The sequence below is a fragment of the Vibrio sp. B183 genome (assembly GCF_000740665.1).
In the GTDB taxonomy this organism is placed as follows: domain Bacteria; phylum Pseudomonadota; class Gammaproteobacteria; order Enterobacterales; family Vibrionaceae; genus Vibrio; species Vibrio coralliilyticus.
Map to the genome: position 1 here is coordinate 26,786 of NZ_JPQB01000006.1, position 21,828 is coordinate 48,613.

Consider the following 21,828-nt stretch of genomic DNA (forward strand, 5'->3'; position numbering starts at 1 on the left):
GTGACTGATAAGGCCAGATTTTTCCTTCTGTTGAGCTTCCTGAAAGTATGATATAGCTGTCGTCGGGTAGTGTGCTCGAGTGATTAAGGAATCAACAAATGATGATGGCTGCAATTTGGATGACAGGTGCTCTGGTCTCTTTTAGCTTAATGGCGGTTGGGGCCAGAGAATTAAGTGGCCACGTTGACACTTTTCTAGTCCTGTTTTTTCGCAGCCTGATTGGTTTGATTATTGTCTCTTTATTGATTATTAAATCTGGTCAGTTTAGGTTGTTTCGAACTCAGCGTATGGGCCTACATACGCTGAGGAATGTCTTCCATTTTGGCGGTCAGTATGGCTGGTTTGTTGGTATCGGCTTACTACCTTTAGCCGAAGTATTTGCCATAGAATTTACCGTTCCTCTGTGGACCTTATTGATCGCTTGTTTATTTCTGGGTGAAAAGCTCAATGTGCGGAAAGTGAGTGCAATAACGTTTGGCTTCGCTGGCGTATGGATGATCGTTCAACCCGGAAGCGATATCGTTAATCTCGCTGCCATTATTGTTTTAGGGGCGGCGATAGGTTACTCCGTTGCCCATGCGACAACGAAGTCCTTATCATCAACTGAGCATCCGCTAACGATACTGTTTTTGATGTGTTTGATTCAGCTTCCTATTGGCCTAGGTATGTCTCTTTCGGAGTGGCAGCTTCCGTCAGGTTGGCAATGGGTATGGATTACTGTTGTAGGCATCACCGCGTTGACCGCCCATTTCTGTATTACAAAAGCGATGCAACATGCTGAAGCCAGCGTGGTCGTAACGATGGACTTCTTGAGGCTACCAGTCATCGCTGCAGTCGGTATTGTGCTTTACTCGGAATCGTTTGATACTTCTCTGATACTAGGTGCTCTATTGATGTTGAGCGGGAATTTACTAAACCTCCACTCTCCCAAAAAATCTATGGTTAAGACTTAACATCTCTTCGTTCTACGAAATCCGCCTATCAGAAGATATTAGTGGTGATGGGTTGTATGACTGGAGGGTTATTTACTTTCCTTGGTATCAAAATCATGGCCTCCTAGATTTAGAAGAGCAGGTAAACGTACACTGCGAGTGCGGAGAGTTTTACTTATAGGCAAGCATTCGTTTAATTTTTCAAGATTAGCTGGAGGGGTATATATAATTATATCAATTAAAGGTTGGGGAGATTTAATAAGTAAAACGATTGCACTGAGGAGAGTTATTCATATAAAGAGCTTATATTTAAAAGGGTGTTTTTATATAAGCTCACTCAAATGATGAAAATATGAACTCTTAAATAAAGGTCCCCATCTTCAATAGTTCTTCTAAATCCTCGATATTGATTTTTAATACGTGTTCTTTACCTAGTACATCGAGTTTTACAAACATAATCTCCTGTACGCTCAAACTTTTAAACAACTCAGCATCTCTTTCTTTACTCAACCGCGTAAGCGTTGGTCTGATGTAATGTCTGTTTGTCGTAAGATCATAGAGATTCGGGTCTTCGCTGAAGCGAATTTGAATCTTGCCTGATATTGGCCGCGTAACGTAGTGACTCTTATTCAGGTTAGTCGCATAGACACGGACTAGATCTGACTTCTCACTTTTTTGGAACACCAAACATTTGTCCGAATCGAGATCTTTCAAAACCAATTCAAATGTTTTGTTATCCGGTGAAAATACATCATAGCTTTCTGCTAAGTAGTTGCTTCCAGAATGATAAATTTGTTCTGTAGTTCCTTTTTCTGAGGCTTTGGCGAGTGACAACGATGAAAAAGCACAAGTGACGATGAGTAATGCAGTTCTTATAAACATTAATATGCAATGTATTGTTATTGAGACGGCGCAGTTTAACAATCTATATTTATGCTATCAATATTATTGACTATAAATGACTGGCGAAATAATGAAGAAATAAGTAATTAGATATTAACCGACATTGAGCTGGTTGCTATTTGAGCAGGATGGCTAATTGAAGTAAAGAGCCAGATAATATAAGCTGGCTCTAATTTAGTTATTATTAATGAGTTAGGTAATGTTTCACAAATTGTGAAATTTTTACCATATCATCGATGGCGATGAATTCTTCGGTAGTATGAACTTTTGCCATACCAGTCGAGACATTAACTGTTGTTAGACCCTTCGCGTTAAAGTTATTTGCATCGCTGCCACCACCTGTGCCTTTGGTGTAAGGTTTGGCGCCAATGGCTTCAAATGATGCTTTAACGGACTCAATGTGCGGGTGATCATCTGCAATAACAAATGCATTGTATGCGCGGGTAGATTCAATCTCTACGCTAGCTCCGTGTTGCTGGCATGTGTGCTCAAATGTCTCGATCATATGAGACACTTGTTGGGTCAGTTTGTCGTCATTTAGAGAGCGGGCTTCTGCGACGACTTTAAGTTCCGGCATAACGATATTTGTTGCGTTTCCGCCTTCCACAATACCAATGTTCGCAGTGGTTTCACTGTCGATACGAAGCAACTTCATTTTACTGATGGCATCCGCTGCGACCTGAATGGCACTAATCCCTTCTTCAGGTGCTAGACCTGCGTGGGCTGGTTTACCTTTAATTTTCGCAATTATCTTTTGTTGGCCTGGTGCTGCGTTGACGATAGTGCCGATTGGTCCACCTGTATCAAGAACAATCGCTTTGTCTGACGTGATGTATGACATGTCAAAGTGCTGAGAACCAAACAAGCCACCTTCTTCATGAACCGTAAAGGCAAGTTCAATGGTTTTATGCGCCAATGCCTCAGATTGAATACAGCGGATGGCTTCCATGATCGCAGCGATGCCCGATTTGTCGTCACCGCCAAGAATAGTATCGCCTTTGGAACGAATGATACCGTCTTCAATGACAGGCTCAATACCAATACCCGGCGTGACCGTGTCCATATGACTACTGAGAACGACGCTACCATCAAGGCTGCCTTCAAGTCGGGCGTATACATTAAAGCCATTGGAAACTTGCTGTGGTACGGGTAATTTGTGCACAGTGAGTCCCATTGCACCAAGCTGCTCTGCGAGTGTTTCAGCTATCTGCTTTTCATTACGTGATTCACTGTCGATCTTTATAAGCTGAAAGAAATGCTCTATCAGACGTTCACGGTTTATCTCACTCATTGTTATTTGACCTTTTTGGGAACAGAGGCCGTTACCATATCCTTGCCCGTAGATTCCGATCTCTGAGTTAAATCAATAAATGAGGGGTTATGTTGCTGAAATCTCGGGAGCCTAAAAGTGAGATTTTTATTATTTATACGTGTTCGGTTTATCTATTCATTCTTCAGATAAATCTGATACTTATTGCTAGGCAATGTGTTTAATTTTACCTATCAAATCGGAGCAGTGCTGGCCGAGTAAATGGTGCGCATGGGCAACGAAGTTGCTAATTGATATGTTGAATGTAAAATAAATGTTACTAATTTTTGCGATAAATTTATATTATTCAGTCTCTTAACGATTTGGTCTGGTTCTGTTACGTTTTATTTACAAAATAACTTAAAAGTACATCCAGAGCGATTTAGAGCAGCTTTATTCCCTTAGTCATCAAGTTGGTTCAAGTTAATAAGAAAGGACGTAACCAATCACTGAGGGAAGAACAATGACTCAAACATATAACCCACTTGGAACTGATGGATTTGAATTTGTCGAGTACACCGCTGCGACAGATGAAGGGATCGGGCAATTGAAGGCGTTGTTTGTTTCTCTAGGGTTCGCGGAGATAGCCAAGCACCGTTCGAAAGAAGCGTGGCTATACCGCCAGGGAGATATTAGCTTCATCGTCAATGCTCAGCCCCATAGTCAGGCTGAAGAGTTTGCCAAAATTCATGGACCATCGGTTTGTGGCATGGCATTTCGTGTCAAAGATGCCGGTGTTGCAATGGCACATGCGATAGAAAATGGGGCAGAAGAGTATAAAACTGAAGTCGGCCCAATGGAATTAAGTATTCCAGGGGTATACGGAATCGGTGAAAGCTTACTGTATTTTGTGGATCGTTACGGAAAACAGAGCATTTATGATGTTGATTTCAATTTTTACGAAGACGCTGAAGCTCGCTTGAAGGAAGCGGATGTAGGCATGTATGAAATTGACCACCTGACTCATAACGTTAAGCAGGGCAACATGGATACATGGGCTGGCTTCTATGAGCGTATTGGTAATTTCCGTGAAATTCGCTATTTCGACATCGAAGGTAAGTTGACTGGCCTAGTCAGCCGAGCGATGACGGCACCATGTGGCAAAATCCGCATCCCAATCAATGAGTCTTCAGACGACAAATCACAAATTGAAGAGTTTATTCGTGAATACAATGGCGAAGGCATCCAGCACATCGCAATGACAACGGATGATATCTATCAAACCGTACAAACATTGCGCGACCGTGGTATGGACTTTATGCCAACGCCAGACACTTACTACGAAAAAATCGATTCGAGAGTTGAAGGCCACACGGAAGATGTTGAGAAACTAAAAGATCTGCAGATCTTGATCGATGGTGCGCCGATGAAAGATGGCATCTTGCTACAAATCTTTACCCAAACGGTAATTGGTCCGGTTTTCTTTGAGATTATTCAGCGTAAAGGAAACGAAGGTTTTGGTGAAGGTAACTTCAAAGCGCTGTTTGAATCGATTGAAGAAGATCAGATTCGTCGAGGAGTATTGAGCGATGCATAAATGGATTACATTCCCTCACCGGGAGGGAGTGTGCTCCAAGCAGGCACACGCCGACTTCCCGGAAGACGCAATTTATGAGCGCGAAGCAGGCCGAAGCGGATTCTTCGGCCCAGCGGCACACTTCCATCACCAACATGCACCAACAGGTTGGATGGAATGGGAAGGGGAGTTAAGACCTCGCGCGTTCAATTTTAATCTGGTTGAGAAAGCGGCACAGGTTTCACCATGGGTGGTGCCGAATCTTTTGCATAACAATGACTGTAAAATTCGTATCTGGCGTATGGAAGACAAGATGGATTTTCTTGTACGAAACGCCGATGGGGATGAACTGCTGTTTATCCATCAGGGTAAAGCGGATCTGTATTGCGACTACGGTCATCTAGAGGTCGGCGAAGGGGATTATGTGATGATTCCTCGCTCGACCAACTGGCGCCTAGAGCCATCTGAGCCAATGTTCATTCTTATGGTCGAAAATACCGATGCTGCTTATTCATTGCCTGAAAAAGGTATGGTTGGCAATCATGCGGTGTTTGATCCTGCCGTGTTGGAAATTCCTTCAATTGATGATCATTTCAAAGCGCAGTATTCGGAAAACCAGACTCAAGTGCAGGTTAAAAGACACGAGCAAGTGAGCGTGATTACTTATCCGTTTAACCCGCTTGATGCGATCGGGTGGCACGGTGATCTCTCTGTTGTGAAGCTTAACTGGCGTGATATTCGTCCGTTAATGTCTCACCGATACCACTTACCACCTTCAGCACATACGACGTTTGTAGGAGCAGGTTTTGTCGTTTGTACCTTCGTACCAAGACCGATTGAAAGTGACCCTGGTGCGCTGAAGGTACCGTTCTATCACAACAACGATGACTACGATGAAGTGCTTTTCTATCATGCGGGTGACTTTTTCAGCAGAGACAATATTGAAGCCGGCATGGTGACTTTCCACCCAGCAGGTTTTACTCATGGCCCACACCCGAAAGCATTTAAAGCGGGTCAGCAATACAAGAAGAAATTTACTGATGAAGTTGCTGTGATGATCGATACCCGACACGCTTTAAACTTTAGCGATGAGGCTCATGCAGTAGAGAACCCAGAATACGTTTACAGTTGGAAATCACATCCAGAAGAATAAAAGGGAACAATGATGAAGTTAGCGACCCTGAAAAATGACACTCGAGACGGACAATTGGTCGTTGTCAGTAAAGATCTGACTAAATGTACGGCTGTGCCTGATATTGCCACCACTTTGCAGTCGGCGCTTGACCAATGGTCGAAAGTAGAGCCTCAACTCGCTGAGGTCTATAAAGCATTAAATGAAGGTAAACTGGTTTCTGAGATACCGTTTGAACAAAATCAGTGTGAATCCCCATTACCGCGCGCTTATCAGTGGGCCGATGGCAGTGCTTACGTTAATCACGTTGAGCTGGTGCGTAAGGCTCGTGGTGCGGAAATGCCACCGAGTTTCTGGACCGACCCACTCATGTATCAAGGGGGCTCCGATGCGTTTATCGGGCCTAGAGATGATATTCCTGTAGGCAGTGAGGAGTGGGGCATAGATTTTGAAGGTGAAGTGGCTGTGATCACCGATGATGTACCTATGGGTGCGACTTCGGAAGAAGCAGAGAACTCGATTCGCCTATTGATGTTAGTGAATGATGTTTCACTACGTGGTTTGATTCCGAACGAATTGGCCAAAGGCTTCGGTTTCTTCCAATCTAAACCTTCTTCTGTATTCTCTCCGGTCGCGGTAACGCCAGACGAATTAGGTGACGCATGGGATGGTGGTAAAGTCACTCTGCCTCTGCTGTCTTTCTATAACGGTGAAGAATTCGGTTGCCCCAATGCCGGTGTGGATATGACGTTCGAGTTTCCTGAACTGGTGGCGCATGCTGCGAAAACCCGCCCATTGTCTGCTGGCGCTATCGTGGGATCGGGTACGGTCTCAAATAAGCAAGGCACGGAATACGGCACATCTATTGCTGAAGGCGGCGTGGGTTATTCGTGTATTGCAGAAGTGCGCATGATTGAAACGATTCGAGATGGTAAGCCTTTAACCAGCTTTATGAAGTTTGGCGACCGAATCAAAATGGAAATGAAAGACGCAACTGGTGATTCTATTTTTGGCTCGATTGACCAGAAAGTGGTGAAATACTGATGTCGGAAATGACGTTGTATGGATACTGGCGCTCGTCTGCAGCTTATAGAGTTAGAATTGCGCTCAACTTGAAACAGCTGTCTTATGCGCAGAAGTCTATCCATTTGGTCAAAAATGGCGGAGAGCAACACTCCGCCCAATTCCAGTCTCTCAACGCCAGCGAACTCGTTCCAGTCCTTGTGGATGGTAACGTACGCCTCAATCAGTCACTTGCCATTATTGATTATCTTGATGAGCTATATCCTAGTCTTTTGCTCACGCCTTTGGATAAACAAAAGCGGTATGTAGTTAAAGCTTTGGCGCAGGATATTGCAGTTGATATTCATCCCATCAACAATTTGCGCGTACTGCAATATTTAACCAACGAGCTATCGGTGGAAGAGGCAGAAAAATCACAATGGTATCGCCATTGGATTGAAGTCGGATTTCATAGCTTAGAGAAGAAGCTGGCTGAGACTCATGGTGCCTATTGTGTGGGGGATGAAATTAGTTTGGTTGACGTTTGTTTGGTTCCGCAAGTGTACAACGCAGAGCGATTCAATGTAGATCTGAGCCGTTATCCAATTATTCATAAAGTGACAGTGTCACTAAGGCAACACCCTGCTTTTCAGGCAGCTTCCCCTGAGAATCAACCCGACGCTGTGATCAACTAATATCAGCGCCTCTTAAAACAACAAAGCCACCGTCAAACGGTGGCTGTTTCTTCTCACGAGAAAGCAAATTGCGGCTGCTATGACTGAGAGTGGCGCTCACGTTGTTGGCTCTCTGCGATATTGAATTGGCGAACGTCCAGTTTTGCTAGATCGTTACACTCTTTGCAAGAGTGGTGGCAGAGGCCATCAATATACTCATGTTTGGTAACCAGGCTAGGTTTTTTGCACCAGTCGCAAATACCTTCGATAGTAAACATAGATTTCTCCTCACCTTGTTTTACCAGGTGTTATTTTCGGCGCAGATTATGACATACATGCGGAATGTAAGTTAACTATTTGTTACGTGAACTGGGAGAGAGATCGATTGCGCAAGTGAGTAAAAATAAGCCCTTTGAGCGTTTTAAACTCAATGTGTTTTAATTTGTAACTATCTATTAACACTGGTAAGGATGATCTTTAACGCACTATTCAGGCGTTTCATTTCTTCGTCACTGCCTTTTAAATCTGGATGGTAAATCTTACACAACTGCTTATATCTCACTTTGATTTCTTTTTCAGCAGGAATTGCGCCGACTTTGAATCCAAATAGAGCACAGGCCAGAGAAAGCTTTTGTTCTGATGCTGAAGGTTCAGCATGGCGTCTTTGGGGGTTAGGACTTTGAGCAGACTGAATTTTCTTAAACTGTTTGTACAATGTTTCAAGTTGCTTTTTCTGTTGTTTCAATAAGTTATTTTTGTCTTTTAGCTGAGACTCCAATTGACGTTTTTCGGAGGATAAATCTTTATGTGAGAGTGTTGAATGTGCTTTCAGCTTACTCACTTTTCGGACTAGCCAGATCGCTAAAATAAAAAGTACTGTCGAAACCCCAATCAAAGAATAAATGATGTCGTTACTGCGCTTATTGGAGCTGGATTTGCTCTTAGCGATTGGACTTAGTTGAATACTGGAATCGTCAAAAGCGACTTCTAACTGACCAATTGAGGACACTTGCTTCGCTCTCTGAGCGTTGAACTTCTTCTCCAACACTCTTGCATAAGCTTGCTCTGCTTCTTCACTTTGTGGTGAAGCTGTGCGATACCAGATTTCTGCCAAATCCAGTGTTTCTGGTGAGTGAGGCATGTTTTCATACACTTTGCCAAGATTTAACTGAGCCTTTACGTTACCTGCTACCGCGAGTTGCGTCAGCCAGTAAATCGCTTCTTTAGTGTTCTTATTGTCACCCTGAAGATGAAGAGAGGCTAATTGGGCGATGGCTTCAGCACTACCATTGTTAGCGGCTTGCTCAAACCAGTAAATGGCATCACCTCGTGAAGGTGGTGTTTCTTCACCATTGAGGTATTGGTTGGCCAGCTGAACCTGTGCTTCTATGTCGTCATTCTGAGCTTTAGCGGTTAAAGCTTCAATCGACTCTGCCAAACTGAGAGGGGACAATAACAACAATAAAAGGCTGATAAATTTCAAGATATTCTTTAGTCCATTAAAACTGGCTTACCTGCACTATAGTGTAATGTATTTATCTGATAAATAAAAAAATGGCTTCCTGAGAAGCCATTTTCATCGAGAAAATCACGGGTATTATTTGAGAGGTAGTATCTTGATCTCGACTCTTCGGTTGCAAGCACGACCTTCTGAGGTGCTGTTCGTACATAGAGGGAAACGTTCGCCATTACCACGTGCGATGGCACGTCCGGAAGCAACACCCTGAGAGATAAGATAGGAGCGCACGGATTTGGCTCTACGTTCAGATAACACTTGGTTAGTGGTATCACTGCCAGTGCTGTCTGTATGTCCCTCAATGACCAAGCTGGTATCAGGGTATTCGACCAGAATTTTCGCCACGCCACGCAAGGTGTTATGAATGCTTGGGTCTAAGTTGTATGAGCTGGTTTGAAAGCCAATGCCATTTTCCATACGAAGCATTAGCTGATTTTCACCAACACGCTCCACTTGCACGCCAGAGTCTAACAATTCTTTTCTTAGCGCAGCCTCTTGTTGATCGAAGTAGTAACCTACGCCGCCTCCAACAGCTGCACCGCCAGCTGCACCTATTAAAGCGTGTTGACGACGCTCAGTTGCATCATCGCCTGTTGCTAATCCCACCGCTGCACCTGCTAGAGCACCGAGTAAGGCACCTTTGGTCGCTGAGTTTGTTTCTGATTCACCAGTGGTTGCATTTTGGCGCTGAGTTGCCTGACAGCCGGACAGGGCAATAGCGACGGCTAGCGCTAAAGTCATTTTTTTCACGAAAACATCTCCATGTATTCTTAGTATTCGTTTGTTCGCGAGGAATGAAGCAAAGAAGCGAACTTTTGCGGGAACAGAATTAACTATTTGTTGTTACTTATGTCAATTGAGGAGATATTAATTGACTGAATATTAACGCTGGCTGAACGTAAGTGATGGAAATTCAGCCAGGTTATGGGAAATTGGATAAGAAATTAGCGGAGCATTTTAGGGGCTTGTGCGCCATCAATAGGGCGGCTTACTGATACTGAGCGGCCTTTTTTAAGACCGACTTCGTAATCTTCAGTCAGGTTTTTCATCGCTTCTCTCAGTTGCTTCTTGAACGTTTCACGGTCAATATTCTTAAACTCTTTATCGATGTAGTCGTCGATTTTCTTGTTTGAATCGTCATCTGGGCTAATGATAGGCAGTTTTTCCAATGCACCCTCAACCCAACCAGAAACAAACGAATTGACCCGTCGAGAAACTTCACCCGTCGAAGTTCCCGTCCCCGCAAAGCTATTGCGGAATTTACCTGTTTGCTCATTCAGTTCACGATAAATGATATCGAATGCGAACGCCGCGAAAATTGCACGATCTGCCTCACCGATGAACTCGGCGCGTTTCAAGCCTTTGTGGTTGGTCAGCACAGCCTCAACACCAAACTTAGTGTTTATACCCCGAATGATGCGAAGCAAGGTCGAGCTGACGTTAGATGGTAGTAAGTGTGTCGATTTAGTTTTGCCCATTTTGATGAATTCAATATCATCTTTGTCTAAGCCGTACTTAAGCATGAGGCGGTGCGCCATTTTGATCGCATTCGCCGCTTCATTAACGTTGGCTGAGTTACCAAGTTCTAGACACTTAGCAATTTTTTTGAGGGCTTTTTGTTTATCCATCGACAACAGAAAATCTCACTGATTTTTACGAAGTCGACCATTTTAACGCTTCTGACATTAAAACGAAACTCTTGACTGGCTCGCTTGGAAGATTTGTTTCGAAACAAACCATTAATAAAAGTAAAAAAGCCGCTGTTTTTCAGCGGCTTATTGAAGGAAGAGAACTGGCTTAGATACCTAGTTCATCGAGTAGATCGCTGCCATTTGGATCCGCTTCTTCTTTAGGTGCTTCTTTCTTTGACGTCAGCTTTTTCTGAGCTTGTTCAAGAATTGAATCTGGGCTCTCATCTTCGTGTGATTCGAATTCCTCTAACTGAATAAACTCAGTTTTGTCCATTGCTAGCTCAAGGTAGAAAATATTGCCATTTTCTGTTGAGAAGGTAACTCGACGCGCCTGTGGGCGATCTAAGTTGGTGTCTACCGACAAGATCACTTGTTTGTTCAGCGTTAACATCTTCGGCTGATTCTGAGTGATGTGCGTTTGAAGATCTTTTCTCACTTGGTTGGTAAAGTCACCAACTAGCTGGTTCATTAGCTCACCAAGAACATCACCCACCTCATCTGAAGTGTGTAGGACAGCTAATTCCTCTTCTGGCATGCCCATATTACGCATGTAGTTCGTATAAATCTCTAAAGCTGCTTTTGATGTGAAGTTGATAACAACCAATCCTGAAAAGCCACCGTCAAACAATACAAAGCAGCCAAAGTCCGGTTTCAGGCTGGTCTTAGTGATTTTTTGCACCATCGCTGAATAGCTAATATCAGAGCTTGTTGCTGAAGTCAGAACGCCAGACACAGATTGGCAAAGCTTTAATAGAATATCTTCTGTGGTGATAATTTTATTTTTTTTCATTGATGATTCGCTCATAAAAAGGCACTTACTAATCTAGGTATAATTACTAAGTGTGGGTAAGAATTGCGATTAGTGCCATTCTGACATTGCAATTCTGTTTTATTCACCCTTTCAAATGTTGTAAAGTGACGAAAATCAAAAAAATATTACTTATTGTATTGAACCCAATGCTGAATAGGATCAGCGTAGTAGGGGCAGGAAGCAAATGTTACCAAGATTACACTCTCAATCTGATGTGGATCACGTCGTGCTCAGTTTTCTGGAAGAACTCCGACAATCGGGATTTTCCGGAGACATCGAAAGCCAATACTCAAGCCGTCTGGCTGTTGCCACTGACAACAGTGTTTATCAGCAATTACCCCAGTCGGTTGTCCACCCTAAATCCACTCAAGACGTTGCTTTAATCGGCAAACTCAGTATCCAACCTCAATATGAACGTATCACTTTTTCCCCGCGCGGAGGTGGTACAGGGACCAACGGTCAGTCGCTGACTAAGGGTATCGTGGTTGATTTGTCACGCCATATGAACAAGGTGCTGGAAATCAACGAAGATGAAGGCTGGGTTCGTGTTCAGACTGGTGTGGTGAAGGACCAGTTAAACGATGCTATCAGGCCTTATGGCTATTTCTTCTCGCCTGATCTTTCGACCAGCAACCGTGCGACTCTGGGCGGTATGATCAATACCGATGCTTCCGGACAAGGCTCTCTGAAATACGGAAAAACGTCTGATCACGTATTGTCTTTGCAAACGGTTTTCGCTGATGGCTCGGTGCTTGAGTCGGATATGTCTCAAGGGGAACCCAAGGATGGCGAGTACGCATACCAAGCATTACAGGTTACAGAGCAAGTTTGTCGTAGCAAGCGTGAGCAAATCAACGCGAAATTTCCCCCTCTCAATCGCTTTCTAACGGGTTATGACTTAAAGAATGCAATTGATGAAGAGACACAGAGCTTCGATTTAACTCGAGTCTTATGTGGCGCGGAAGGCTCTTTGGCATTTATTACAGAGGCTAAGCTTAACCTTACTCCAATCCCTAAAGCTCGCACGTTAGTGAACGTGAAATACAACAGCTTTGATTCCGCACTGCGTAACGCCCCATTTATGGTTGAAGCCAATGCGCTTTCAGTAGAAACCATCGACTCAAAAGTACTCAATTTGGCTAAGCAGGATATTGTCTGGCATACCGTCAGTGATTTGCTGACTGACGTTCCAGGTAAAGATATGCAAGGCATCAACATGGTGGAGTATGCAGGCCAAGATGTTGAGGAAGTCGAGCAGCAGGTCGATGCGCTGACCAAACGTTTGGATCAAATGATGGAAGCCGAGCAAGCGGGCATTATCGGTTATCAGGTGTGCAGTGATGTGGCTAGCATTGGCCGAATCTACAATATGCGTAAGAAAGCGGTTGGTTTGCTTGGCGCAGCTAAAGGAAGAGCTAAGCCTGTTGCATTCGCAGAAGACACTTGTGTCCCGCCTGAAAACCTTGCTGACTTTATTGTTGAGTTCCGAGAACTACTGGATTCCAAATCTCTCAGCTACGGTATGTTTGGTCACGTTGATGCAGGCGTTCTTCATGTTCGACCCGCGTTAGATTTGTGCGATCCTAAGCAAGAGGCCTTGATGCATGAAGTGTCTGACGAAGTCGTTAAGCTAGTCGCCAAATACGGTGGTTTGATGTGGGGAGAGCATGGCAAAGGCTACCGTTCAGAATATGGACCAGAGTTCTTTGGTGAAGAGCTTTTTACTGAGTTGAGACGAGTAAAAGCGGCGTTTGACCCTCATAACAAGATGAACCCAGGTAAGATCTGCACACCACTAGAAAGCCAAGAAGAACTAGTCAAAGTCACAGATACAAAGCGCGGCTACTTTGATCGCCAGATCGACGTTGAAGTGCGAGACAGTTTTAAGCAGGCGATGGAATGTAATGGTAACGGCCTTTGCTTTAACTACGATACATCTTCACCAATGTGTCCTTCGATGAAAGTGACGGCAGATCGTCGTCATTCTCCTAAAGGTAGAGCTGGCTTAGTTCGTGAGTGGTTGCGTCAGCTGACAGAGCAGGGTGTGGATATTCTCGATTTGGAGAAGCAGGCTTTAGAAGAAACGTCATCCATCAAGTCGATGCTTGACAGAGTGCGTAATTCTTTAAACAAGCGCCATGAGTATGACTTTTCTCATGAAGTTTACGAAGCGATGAATGGCTGTCTAGCCTGTAAAGCTTGTGCTAGCCAATGCCCGATTAAGGTAGACGTACCAAGCTTCCGTTCAAGGTTCCTGAATATTTATTACTCGCGTTATCAGCGTCCTGCAAAAGACTATCTGGTTGCGAATATAGAATCAGTATTACCGATCATGGCGAAAGCACCTAAGTTAGTGAATGGTGTCCTCAACCAAAAATGGGTCCAAAATCTCACGGCTTCTGCGGTAGGTTATACCGATGCGCCATTCATGTCAGTGCCAACACTCAAGTCGCGATTACAGAATCACCAACCTTTCGATCTGCAATACTTGGCGGCTTTGTCTAAAGAAGATAAAGCGAACCATGTGGTGATTGTGCAAGACCCATTTACCAGCTACTACGATGCTGAAGTGGTGGAAGACTTTGCTAAGCTGCTGACTAAACTTGGTAAAACGCCTGTTTTGCTGCCTTTCAAACCTAATGGTAAGGCTCAGCACGTTAAAGGTTTCTTACAGCGTTTTGCAAAAAGTGCTAAGAGCACAGCGATGTTCTTACAACAAGTGGCAGATCTAGAAGTGTCTATGGTTGGCGTCGACCCGGCGTTGGTGCTCTGTTATCGCGATGAGTATAACGAAGTACTTGGCGACAAGCGTGGTGATTTCGAAGTGCTGACGGTTCATGAATGGCTGCAACCTAGGTTGGGTGAGTTCGAGGCCTCTGGTACGAGTGCAGAAGAACCTTGGTATCTTCTGGCTCACTGTACAGAGAAAACCAAAATGCCAAACGCAGAGAAAGAGTGGGGAGCAATATTCTCGCACTTTGGTTCCCGCCTGAATACGGTGCCTGTGGGCTGTTGTGGTATGGCAGGAACGTTCGGTCACGAAGTCGATAAGTTGCAGATGTCGAGAGACATTTACGGGCTGAGCTGGAAACCTCAACTAGAGCAGTTGCCGAAGGAGCGATGCTTGATCACTGGCTATTCCTGTCGAAGTCAGGTGAAGCGCTTTGAGGACATCAAAGTGAAACACCCTTTACAGGCGCTACTGCAAATTGTGTGATTAAACCTAGCCCAGCTTTCAAAGCTGGGCTATTTTTTAGTAACGTCAGCAAAGCTATTGAACACTATGGAAAAATTAGAAAGAAAAATTCCTCCTGTTGCCCTGTTTATTGTTCTCGGTGTGGTGATGAACCATGTGGGGCACGAGTTCCATACTTTCTCGGTTAGTTTACCGATACCTTGGATAGTTTTATTGGCGTGCTTCGCGATTTCTGTTTTTGTTGGCGTAGCTGGGGTCTACGAGTTTCGCAAAGCGAACACAACCGTGAATCCAGTTAAGGTGAAGGATGCGTCTCAAGTGGTGGATAGTGGAGTGTTTGCCTACTCGCGAAACCCAATGTATCTGGGGATGTTTTTGCTGTTGCTTGGGTTTGCGTACTGGCAGCAGAACTTGTTGTGCATTGCGTTGGCTTTCGTGTTTGTACTGTACATGAATCGTTTTCAAATTAGTCCTGAAGAACGCGCTCTTGAAGAACTTTTTGGGGCCGCTTATTTAGACTACAAGCAACGTGTCAGACGCTGGATATAAAAGAACCCCGCTCATTTGAGCGGGGTTCTTTTTAGAAATCTGAGTAAGGTTACGCCGCTTTGTTGAAATGCGCTAAGAATTCCTCTTTGCGCTCGTTAAAGCGAGTTACTAAGCCGTCAATGTCTTCTTGGTTGTATGGCTTCAAACCACTTGCAACCATGCGCTTAACGCCTTTACCGACAACCTCGTCACCTTCTTTAAAGTCGAAATTCAATGTGACAACACCACGTTTGCCTTCAACATCAAACGTTGCGCCTGCAAACTCGACTTCTGGATGAGATAGGTTTAAGCGAGTGAATTCCACTTCCATGCTCTCGTAAATGACTAACGGTCGCTGGCAGTTGATCATCATCTGCTGCTCTTCCATTAGTGGAACCATGATGTGTGGAAAGTTCATGCCTGAGAACTGAACGTAATTTGTTACGACATGCTCGATGAATGCGGCATCACGATTCACTTGGCCTTCGCGGTTCATGTGTAGGTATTCTTTACCGCTTTCGTCAACAACAGCTGCTTCTTTGTCACACTTGTTTTCAATGTGCAGAGCAACACCGTCACTGACCATACCTGAGAAATCAAAACGCATTTTCTGGCTAACGCCTTCTTTCTGTAGCAATACAGCGAAAAGCAGGTCGCCCGGAACGCAGAAGCGCTTGTTGTCCTCATCGTGAATTGGGTTGAAGTCGCCCGCAACCATCTTTGCAAAATGGCTTGCTTGCTGACGAGTGAACTGGAACTGCTTGTCGTTGTTAGAAAAATATGGTTTTAAAAACATAATTTACGGTAAATAGCCAAAACTGAGATGGATTATATATGACGATTCTTTTTGAATGGTCCATCCAGTGGAGTTATTACTGAATTATGACATTGAGAAGAAGAAAGGGCTCCGAATCGGAGCCCTTATATTGGTGTTTAGATACTAGGTAGAATCGAGTCTGGCATCAGATGATTGTGCACTGCAAGCTTAAGCAAACTGTTTGCTTGCTCGATGTCCGGCGCAAAGTAGCGGTCTTTATCGTAGAACGGTACTTTCTCGCGCAGAATCTGTTTTGCTTCTTCGACTCTCACAGACGACTTGTTTGGAGCACGGAAGTCTATCCCCTGAGCGGCCGCAAGATACTCAACCGCCAAAATGCCACGAGTATTCTCCGCCATGTCACGAAGGCGGCGCCCAGCAAACGTTGCCATAGAGACGTGATCTTCTTGGTTTGCCGATGTTGGCAAGCTATCAACAGACGCAGGGTGAGCCAGCGTTTTATTTTCACTTGCTAATGCAGCGGAAGTGACCTGAGCAATCATAAAGCCTGAGTTAACACCGCCGTTGTCGACTAAGAAAGGTGGTAGCTTACTCAATGCGCTGTCGATCAACAGTGCCATACGACGCTCAGAAAGACTGCCGATCTCAGCAATAGCTAAGGCGAGGTTATCCGCTGCCATGGCGACAGGCTCAGCATGGAAGTTACCACCAGAGATGATGTCACCATCTTCAGCAAAAACCAGTGGGTTGTCAGAGACAGAGTTGGCTTCCACTTCTAGGATGTCAGCGGCGTTACGGATTTGTTGTAAACACGCGCCCATAACTTGAGGTTGGCAACGCAGAGAGTATGGATCCTGAACTTTCTCACAACCTGTGTGTGAGTCGCCGATTTCACTATTGGCATCCAATACGTGGCGATAAGCCAGTGCTGCGTCCATCTGGCCTCGATGACCACGCACGCGGTGAATACGAGGGTCGAATGGGCGACGGCTTCCCAGTGCCGCTTCTACAGACATTGCGCCACAGGTGGTCGCAGAAGCAAACAGATCTTCAGCCGCAAACAAGCCTTCAAGCGCAAAGGCAGTCGATGCCTGAGTGCCGTTAAGCAGTGCAAGGCCTTCTTTAGGGGCAAGTGTGATTGGTTCAAGGCCAGCGATTTTCATCGCTTCCAGACCTGAGATGATCTTACCGTTGTGGCGTGCCTGACCTTCACCGAGTAATACGGTACTCATGTGCGCCAGTGGCGCCAGGTCGCCAGAAGCACCGACAGAGCCTTTTTGTGGCACACATGGATAGACCTGAGAGTTCACTAGGTCGATCAGCGCTTGAATGACTTTAAGGCGAATACCGGAAAAACCGCGAGCAAGGCTGTTGATCTTGAGTACCATCATCAGACGAACCGTTTCATCTGACATGAACTCGCCGATACCGGCCGCGTGCGACAGTACGATACTCTTTTGCAGCGTTTCGAGATCTTCTGGGGCAATACGAGTGTTAGCAAGCAGACCAAAGCCTGTGTTGATGCCGTAGACAGTGCGGTCTTCGGCAATCACTTGTTCAACCACTTTAGTGCTTTCATCGATAGCAGGAATGGCTTCCTGATCCAGAGTCAATCTTGCAGGAGAGCGGCTCACCTGACGGAGTTCTTTTAAGCTAATATTTCCCGGCTTTAGCGTTAAATTTAACATCTTTGTCTTTCCTTTCTTCAGGTGTGCTTACTTAAGCTTCTTCAGCTCTTCGTTGAGCAGAGGTAGGTCGAGCCCTTGTTCTGCTGCGCACTGCTTGGCAATGTCATAGCCAGCGTCTGCGTGACGCATCACGCCTGTACCTGGGTCATTATGAAGAACGCGAGCAATTCGCTCAGACGCATCATCACTGCCATCACAACAAATAACCATACCAGAGTGCTGAGAGAAGCCCATTCCTACACCGCCACCGTGGTGGAGTGAAACCCAAGTAGCACCGCCTGCTGTGTTTAGCAGAGCATTCAGCAGAGGCCAATCCGATACGGCATCAGAACCGTCCATCATGCCTTCTGTTTCACGGTTAGGGCTGGCTACTGAACCTGAATCTAGGTGGTCACGGCCAATGACAACCGGCGCTTTAAGTTCGCCATTTTTGACCATTTCATTGAATGCTTGACCTAGACGCTCACGATCTTTCAATCCAACCCAACAAATGCGAGCAGGTAAGCCTTGGAACTGAATACGCTCGCGAGCCATGTCTAGCCAGTTGTGCAAGTGTGGGTTGTCAGGGATTAACTCTTTGACTTTCTGATCGGTTTTGTAGATATCTTCTGGGTCACCGGATAGTGCAGCCCAGCGGAATGGACCAATACCTTCACAGAAGAGTGGGCGAATATAAGCTGGAACGAAACCCGGAAAGTCAAACGCGTTATCTACGCCTTCTTCTAGGGCCATCTGGCGGATGTTATTGCCGTAATCCAGTGTCGCTGCACCGCGTTCTTGAAGCTCAAGCATCGCTTTAACTTGAATCGCCATCGATTCTTTGGCTGCTTTGACAACAGCTGCTTCATCTTGCTTACGCATGTCGGCTGCGTGTTCCATCGACCAACCAATTGGAAGGTAACCGTTGAGTGGGTCGTGTGCTGACGTTTGGTCTGTCACTACATCTGGAGTGATGTTGCGCTCAACCAGCTGAGGGAAAACATCTGCGGCGTTTGCTAGTAGGCCGACAGAAACAGGCTCTTCAGATTCATAAATGATTGCTAGTGCTTCATCTAAGCTGGTGGCTTTCTTGTCAACGTAGCCTGTACGTAGACGGTAATCGATACGAGACTCGTCACACTCAACCGCGATCATAGAGAAGCCCGCCATGGTGCCAGCCAGAGGCTGAGCGCCGCCCATGCCGCCAAGGCCACCGGTTAGAATCCAACGTCCGTTTGCTTTACCATCAAAGTGCTTCTTCGCAACAGAAACAAACGTTTCATAAGTGCCTTGAACAATGCCCTGTGAACCGATGTAAATCCAGCTGCCGGCGGTCATCTGGCCGTACATCATCAGCCCTTCTTTATCCAGCTCATTGAAGTGTTCCCAGTTTGCCCAATGCGGCACAAGGTTTGAGTTTGCGATAAGAACACGTGGCGCATTTTTGTGTGTTGGGAATACACCAACAGGTTTACCAGACTGAACCAGCAAGGTTTGGTCGTCTTCCAAACGCTCTAAAACTTCAACAATCTTGTCAAAACATTCCCAATTGCGCGCTGCACGGCCAATACCACCGTACACAACCAGCGAATGAGGGTGTTCTGCGACGTCAGGATCCAGATTGTTCATTAACATGCGAAGCGGTGCTTCAGTCAGCCAAGATTTTGCTCTCAGATCCGTGCCATGTGGGGCACGAATAGTGCGGGTTGTATCGAGACGCATATCTTCTACTTGGCGTTCCGTCATGGTAAGACTCCTTGTATTTCACGTTTTCAGGTTGAAAGCGGTCTGCGCAAGAGCGAAGCTCTCACGCAATCTAGTCGCTTTCCTTTCTGTTTTTTCTATTTTTCGGAAAAGGCGTTAGCAATATCCCAACAAAGCCTTGCAGCTAACCGCGCCGTCTGACTGTCAACGTCATAGGTAGGGTTGTACTCAGCGATGTCGGCAATAACCAACTTCTGTTTGTAGTGTAAAATTCGGTCCAAAAAGAGTGCCAGCGTATCCATACTGACGCCTCTGGCGGCAGGAGCGCTGACGCCCGGAGCTGTCGCAGCTGGGAAAACATCAAGATCGATGGTGAGGTAGATGTAATCGCAATTATCGATGAAATGCTGCAACTGGGTCAGATGATAGATGTGGTTTAGATGTGCGAGATCTTTGTCTTCAACGAACCACACGTTGAGCTCTTTGGCTCGCTCAAACAAGGCTTGCGTGTTACTGGCTCTGCTGACACCTAGGCAGGCGTAATGGAATGGCCAGTCGTGCTTTTGGCAGTAATCATAAATTTGGTTGAATGGTGTACCAGAGCTGGGTTTTACATCAGCGTTACTGCTTTCAAACGCACGTAAATCAAAGTGAGCATCAAAATTGATGATACCAATCTTAGGAGGCGTTACTGGGTTTAAGTACTCGAAATAGCGCGCAAGTCCTTGAAAGGAAGCCCACGCCACTTCATGACCGCCGCCGAGCGTGATAACCGGAGTAGAGCGAAGCGCTGCAGCGATGACATCAGCACACTCTGATTGGTACTGTTCCAGCAAATCATCTTCACAGACGACATTACCCAAATCGATAAGCGCGCTTTCTTTGTGCCAAGCCATGTTGGCAAGTGCGCGTCTAATCAAATCAGGCGCTTTTTTGGCGCCAACGCGACCTTTGTTTCGCGCAACACCAGCATCGCACGCAAAACCCAAGATGCTCACGGCATTTCGATAAGGTTCAAGACCCTGCACTTGCAACTGTTTGATAACGTGATGGACGCGTTTGCCCATCGCACCATCTTCAGCGTCATGGCGTCCTTGCCAGTGAAAATCCTGGTTAGTCGTTGGTAGGTTAGACATATTCCAGTTCTCCGTTTACCACGCGAGCAGATAAGCGTGACAAACCCTGCTGATAACTGAAATCGGCAGGGTGGCTCACGTCCCAAATAGCAAGATCAGCATCATATTCCGGCTGAATTTGCCCTCGGCTGTCACCGAAGCCTAGCGCTTGAGCAGCATTGCAAGTCACGCCACGCAATGTTTCCTCAGGTGTTAGGCCAAGAAGTGTACAGCCCATATTCATCATCATAGTCAAATCTGAGAAAGGCGAGGTGCCTGGGTTAAGATCCGTTGCAATTGCCATTGGAATATTGTGTTGACGAAGTAGCTCAATAGGCGGTAATTGGGTTTCTCGTAAGAAGTAAAACGCCCCAGGCAGCAGCGTGGCAACCGTTCCAGATTGGGCTAGTGCTTTTACGCCTTCTTCATCGAGATATTCGATATGATCCGCTGACAGCCCTTGGTAGCGAGCGGTTAGGGCTGTGCCACCTAAGTTAGAAAGCTGCTCAGTGTGACCTTTTACATGCAGACCGTATTGCTTGGCTGCGGCGAAGACTTTTTCGGTTTGTTCCAAGTTGAAGCCAATCGATTCACAGAACACATCGACGCTGGTGGCTAGCTTCTCCTCAGCGACAAGAGGAATCATCTCTTCGCATACCAGTTTAATGTAGTCATCCGCTTTACCCGCATACTCTGGAGGAAGGGCATGTGCGGCGAGTAACGTTGTGGAGATTCGAATCTTACGGTGATCTTCTAGTGCTTTTGCTGCACGTAGCATTTTGATCTCGTCTTTTACAGTCAGACCGTAACCCGACTTTACTTCTACCGATGTGACACCAGTTCGAATTAAACCGTCCAATCGTGGCAGGGCGAGGTTAATTAAAGCTTCTTCAGTTGCTTCTCGCGTTGCACGAACGGTTGATAGAATTCCGCCGCCTTGCTTGGCAATCTCTGGGTATGGGACACCATTAAGACGCATTTCAAACTCATTGGCGCGATTGCCTGCATATACTAGGTGAGTGTGGCAATCAACAAATCCAGGTGTGACCAGCTGGTTTTTACAATCATAAGAGTTTGTGCAAGAAAGCTCGGAGCCACCGATTTGTGCAATCTTTCCACCCTTAATCAGAAGGCTACTCGGCTTAGAAACGGAATACCCTTGCGATCCAGCGACCATAGAGACCAGTCGTGCATTGGTTAGCAGCAATTCTTGGCTGTCGATGTTTAAGGATGAAGAAGCGCTTCCAAGCATGTAATTGAGTCCATAAGTTTAAATGTATATACAAATAATTGTTCAGGTATAACAATTGATCAAGTGGCTTGTTGCAAAAATGTGATCAGTAAAAAGTATGAA

The 21,828-nt window shown here is 45.6% G+C and carries 19 protein-coding genes; 7 read left to right on the forward strand and 12 right to left on the reverse strand.

Annotation, left to right across the window (positions count from 1 at the left end):
- Nucleotides 1-98 precede the first annotated feature (98 nt).
- Nucleotides 99-953: a DMT family transporter gene (locus IX95_RS08315; protein WP_038158645.1), complete on the forward strand. Its 855-nt coding sequence runs from the start codon at nt 99-101 to the stop codon at nt 951-953.
- Nucleotides 954-1,292: 339 nt separating this feature from the next.
- Here IX95_RS08315 and IX95_RS08320 read toward each other — a convergent pair whose 3' ends face one another.
- Complete coding sequence (locus IX95_RS08320) at nt 1,293-1,814, reverse strand: hypothetical protein (RefSeq protein WP_038158647.1); 522 nt, start codon at nt 1,812-1,814, stop codon at nt 1,293-1,295.
- A gap of 205 nt (nt 1,815-2,019) precedes the next feature.
- The gene (locus tag IX95_RS08325) at nt 2,020-3,126 is read right to left on the reverse strand and encodes a M20/M25/M40 family metallo-hydrolase (RefSeq protein ID WP_038158650.1); all 1,107 of its coding nucleotides are present in this window, start codon (nt 3,124-3,126) and stop codon (nt 2,020-2,022) included.
- Between the two features lie 481 nt (nt 3,127-3,607).
- Here IX95_RS08325 and hppD point away from each other — a divergent pair, with 481 nt between their 5' ends.
- Genes hppD through maiA form a run of 4 tightly spaced genes read left to right on the forward strand, consistent with a single transcriptional unit; the run spans nt 3,608 to nt 7,489 of the window.
- Nucleotides 3,608-4,681: a 4-hydroxyphenylpyruvate dioxygenase gene (gene hppD / locus IX95_RS08330; RefSeq protein ID WP_038158651.1), complete on the forward strand. Its 1,074-nt coding sequence runs from the start codon at nt 3,608-3,610 to the stop codon at nt 4,679-4,681.
- Complete coding sequence (locus tag IX95_RS08335; RefSeq protein ID WP_038158654.1) at nt 4,674-5,813, forward strand: homogentisate 1,2-dioxygenase; 1,140 nt, start codon at nt 4,674-4,676, stop codon at nt 5,811-5,813. Before hppD ends, IX95_RS08335 begins: the two co-directional genes overlap by 8 nt.
- Before the next feature lie 12 nt (nt 5,814-5,825).
- The gene (locus tag IX95_RS08340; protein ID WP_038158656.1) at nt 5,826-6,836 is read left to right on the forward strand and encodes a fumarylacetoacetate hydrolase family protein; all 1,011 of its coding nucleotides are present in this window, start codon (nt 5,826-5,828) and stop codon (nt 6,834-6,836) included.
- Complete coding sequence (gene maiA / locus IX95_RS08345) at nt 6,836-7,489, forward strand: maleylacetoacetate isomerase (RefSeq protein WP_038158659.1); 654 nt, start codon at nt 6,836-6,838, stop codon at nt 7,487-7,489. The genes IX95_RS08340 and maiA overlap by 1 nt, the downstream gene beginning before the upstream one ends.
- Nucleotides 7,490-7,566: 77 nt before the next feature.
- Here the strand turns inward: maiA and IX95_RS08350 are convergent, their stop codons facing one another.
- The 5 genes from IX95_RS08350 to IX95_RS08370 all read right to left on the reverse strand — a co-directional run bounded on the left by IX95_RS08350 (nt 7,567) and on the right by IX95_RS08370 (nt 11,465).
- Complete coding sequence (locus tag IX95_RS08350; protein WP_038158662.1) at nt 7,567-7,746, reverse strand: hypothetical protein; 180 nt, start codon at nt 7,744-7,746, stop codon at nt 7,567-7,569.
- A gap of 170 nt (nt 7,747-7,916) precedes the next feature.
- Nucleotides 7,917-8,951, reverse strand: a complete 1,035-nt coding sequence (locus IX95_RS08355) for a tetratricopeptide repeat protein (protein WP_038158664.1) — start codon at nt 8,949-8,951, stop codon at nt 7,917-7,919.
- A gap of 114 nt (nt 8,952-9,065) precedes the next feature.
- Complete coding sequence (locus tag IX95_RS08360) at nt 9,066-9,734, reverse strand: OmpA family protein (protein ID WP_038158668.1); 669 nt, start codon at nt 9,732-9,734, stop codon at nt 9,066-9,068.
- A gap of 194 nt (nt 9,735-9,928) precedes the next feature.
- Nucleotides 9,929-10,612, reverse strand: a complete 684-nt coding sequence (locus IX95_RS08365; RefSeq protein ID WP_006962010.1) for a DUF2786 domain-containing protein — start codon at nt 10,610-10,612, stop codon at nt 9,929-9,931.
- Between the two features lie 169 nt (nt 10,613-10,781).
- On the reverse strand, nt 10,782-11,465 hold the full coding sequence (locus IX95_RS08370) for a DUF3334 family protein (protein ID WP_019275643.1): 684 nt from the start codon (nt 11,463-11,465) through the stop codon (nt 10,782-10,784).
- Nucleotides 11,466-11,670: 205 nt separating this feature from the next.
- Here IX95_RS08370 and ydiJ point away from each other — a divergent pair, with 205 nt between their 5' ends.
- Both ydiJ and IX95_RS08380 read left to right on the forward strand, forming a co-directional pair.
- On the forward strand, nt 11,671-14,703 hold the full coding sequence (ydiJ, locus tag IX95_RS08375) for a D-2-hydroxyglutarate dehydrogenase YdiJ (protein ID WP_038158670.1): 3,033 nt from the start codon (nt 11,671-11,673) through the stop codon (nt 14,701-14,703).
- Between the two features lie 66 nt (nt 14,704-14,769).
- Nucleotides 14,770-15,231 (forward strand): methyltransferase family protein, encoded by a 462-nt coding sequence (locus IX95_RS08380; protein WP_038158672.1) that lies wholly within the window; start codon nt 14,770-14,772, stop codon nt 15,229-15,231.
- A gap of 49 nt (nt 15,232-15,280) precedes the next feature.
- On the opposite strand, the gene IX95_RS08385 is transcribed toward IX95_RS08380, so the two are convergent.
- The 5 genes from IX95_RS08385 to hutI form a co-directional block, all read right to left on the reverse strand.
- On the reverse strand, nt 15,281-16,006 hold the full coding sequence (locus IX95_RS08385; protein WP_038158675.1) for a DUF3581 domain-containing protein: 726 nt from the start codon (nt 16,004-16,006) through the stop codon (nt 15,281-15,283).
- A gap of 137 nt (nt 16,007-16,143) precedes the next feature.
- A complete protein-coding gene (hutH, locus tag IX95_RS08390) occupies nt 16,144-17,676 on the reverse strand; it encodes a histidine ammonia-lyase (RefSeq protein ID WP_038158676.1) in 1,533 nt (510 codons plus the stop codon).
- A 27-nt stretch (nt 17,677-17,703) separates the two neighbouring features.
- Nucleotides 17,704-19,401 (reverse strand): urocanate hydratase, encoded by a 1,698-nt coding sequence (gene hutU, locus IX95_RS08395; RefSeq protein WP_038158679.1) that lies wholly within the window; start codon nt 19,399-19,401, stop codon nt 17,704-17,706.
- 95 nt (nt 19,402-19,496) lie between these two features.
- The gene (gene hutG, locus IX95_RS08400; RefSeq protein ID WP_038158682.1) at nt 19,497-20,495 is read right to left on the reverse strand and encodes a formimidoylglutamase; all 999 of its coding nucleotides are present in this window, start codon (nt 20,493-20,495) and stop codon (nt 19,497-19,499) included.
- Nucleotides 20,488-21,726: an imidazolonepropionase gene (hutI, locus tag IX95_RS08405; protein WP_038158684.1), complete on the reverse strand. Its 1,239-nt coding sequence runs from the start codon at nt 21,724-21,726 to the stop codon at nt 20,488-20,490. Before hutI ends, hutG begins: the two co-directional genes overlap by 8 nt.
- Nucleotides 21,727-21,828 lie beyond the last annotated feature (102 nt).

Excerpts from the sequence above, each read along its gene's own strand:
- IX95_RS08335 (WP_038158654.1), top strand. The coding sequence starts at position 4,674 with ATGCATAAATGGATTACATTCCCTCACCGGGAGGGAGTGTGCTCCAAG.
- hutH (WP_038158676.1), bottom strand. The coding sequence starts at position 17,676 with ATGTTAAATTTAACGCTAAAGCCGGGAAATATTAGCTTAAAAGAACTC.
- IX95_RS08380 (WP_038158672.1), top strand. The coding sequence starts at position 14,770 with ATGGAAAAATTAGAAAGAAAAATTCCTCCTGTTGCCCTGTTTATTGTT.
- ydiJ (WP_038158670.1), top strand. The coding sequence starts at position 11,671 with ATGTTACCAAGATTACACTCTCAATCTGATGTGGATCACGTCGTGCTC.
- hutU (WP_038158679.1), bottom strand. The coding sequence starts at position 19,401 with ATGACGGAACGCCAAGTAGAAGATATGCGTCTCGATACAACCCGCACT.
- hutG (WP_038158682.1), bottom strand. The coding sequence starts at position 20,495 with ATGTCTAACCTACCAACGACTAACCAGGATTTTCACTGGCAAGGACGC.
- IX95_RS08340 (WP_038158656.1), top strand. The coding sequence starts at position 5,826 with ATGAAGTTAGCGACCCTGAAAAATGACACTCGAGACGGACAATTGGTC.
- hutI (WP_038158684.1), bottom strand. The coding sequence starts at position 21,726 with ATGCTTGGAAGCGCTTCTTCATCCTTAAACATCGACAGCCAAGAATTG.
- IX95_RS08315 (WP_038158645.1), top strand. The coding sequence starts at position 99 with ATGATGATGGCTGCAATTTGGATGACAGGTGCTCTGGTCTCTTTTAGC.
- maiA (WP_038158659.1), top strand. The coding sequence starts at position 6,836 with ATGTCGGAAATGACGTTGTATGGATACTGGCGCTCGTCTGCAGCTTAT.
- IX95_RS08350 (WP_038158662.1), bottom strand. The coding sequence starts at position 7,746 with ATGTTTACTATCGAAGGTATTTGCGACTGGTGCAAAAAACCTAGCCTG.
- IX95_RS08325 (WP_038158650.1), bottom strand. The coding sequence starts at position 3,126 with ATGAGTGAGATAAACCGTGAACGTCTGATAGAGCATTTCTTTCAGCTT.
- IX95_RS08365 (WP_006962010.1), bottom strand. The coding sequence starts at position 10,612 with ATGGATAAACAAAAAGCCCTCAAAAAAATTGCTAAGTGTCTAGAACTT.
- IX95_RS08320 (WP_038158647.1), bottom strand. The coding sequence starts at position 1,814 with ATGTTTATAAGAACTGCATTACTCATCGTCACTTGTGCTTTTTCATCG.
- IX95_RS08370 (WP_019275643.1), bottom strand. The coding sequence starts at position 11,465 with ATGAAAAAAAATAAAATTATCACCACAGAAGATATTCTATTAAAGCTT.
- hppD (WP_038158651.1), top strand. The coding sequence starts at position 3,608 with ATGACTCAAACATATAACCCACTTGGAACTGATGGATTTGAATTTGTC.
- IX95_RS08385 (WP_038158675.1), bottom strand. The coding sequence starts at position 16,006 with ATGTTTTTAAAACCATATTTTTCTAACAACGACAAGCAGTTCCAGTTC.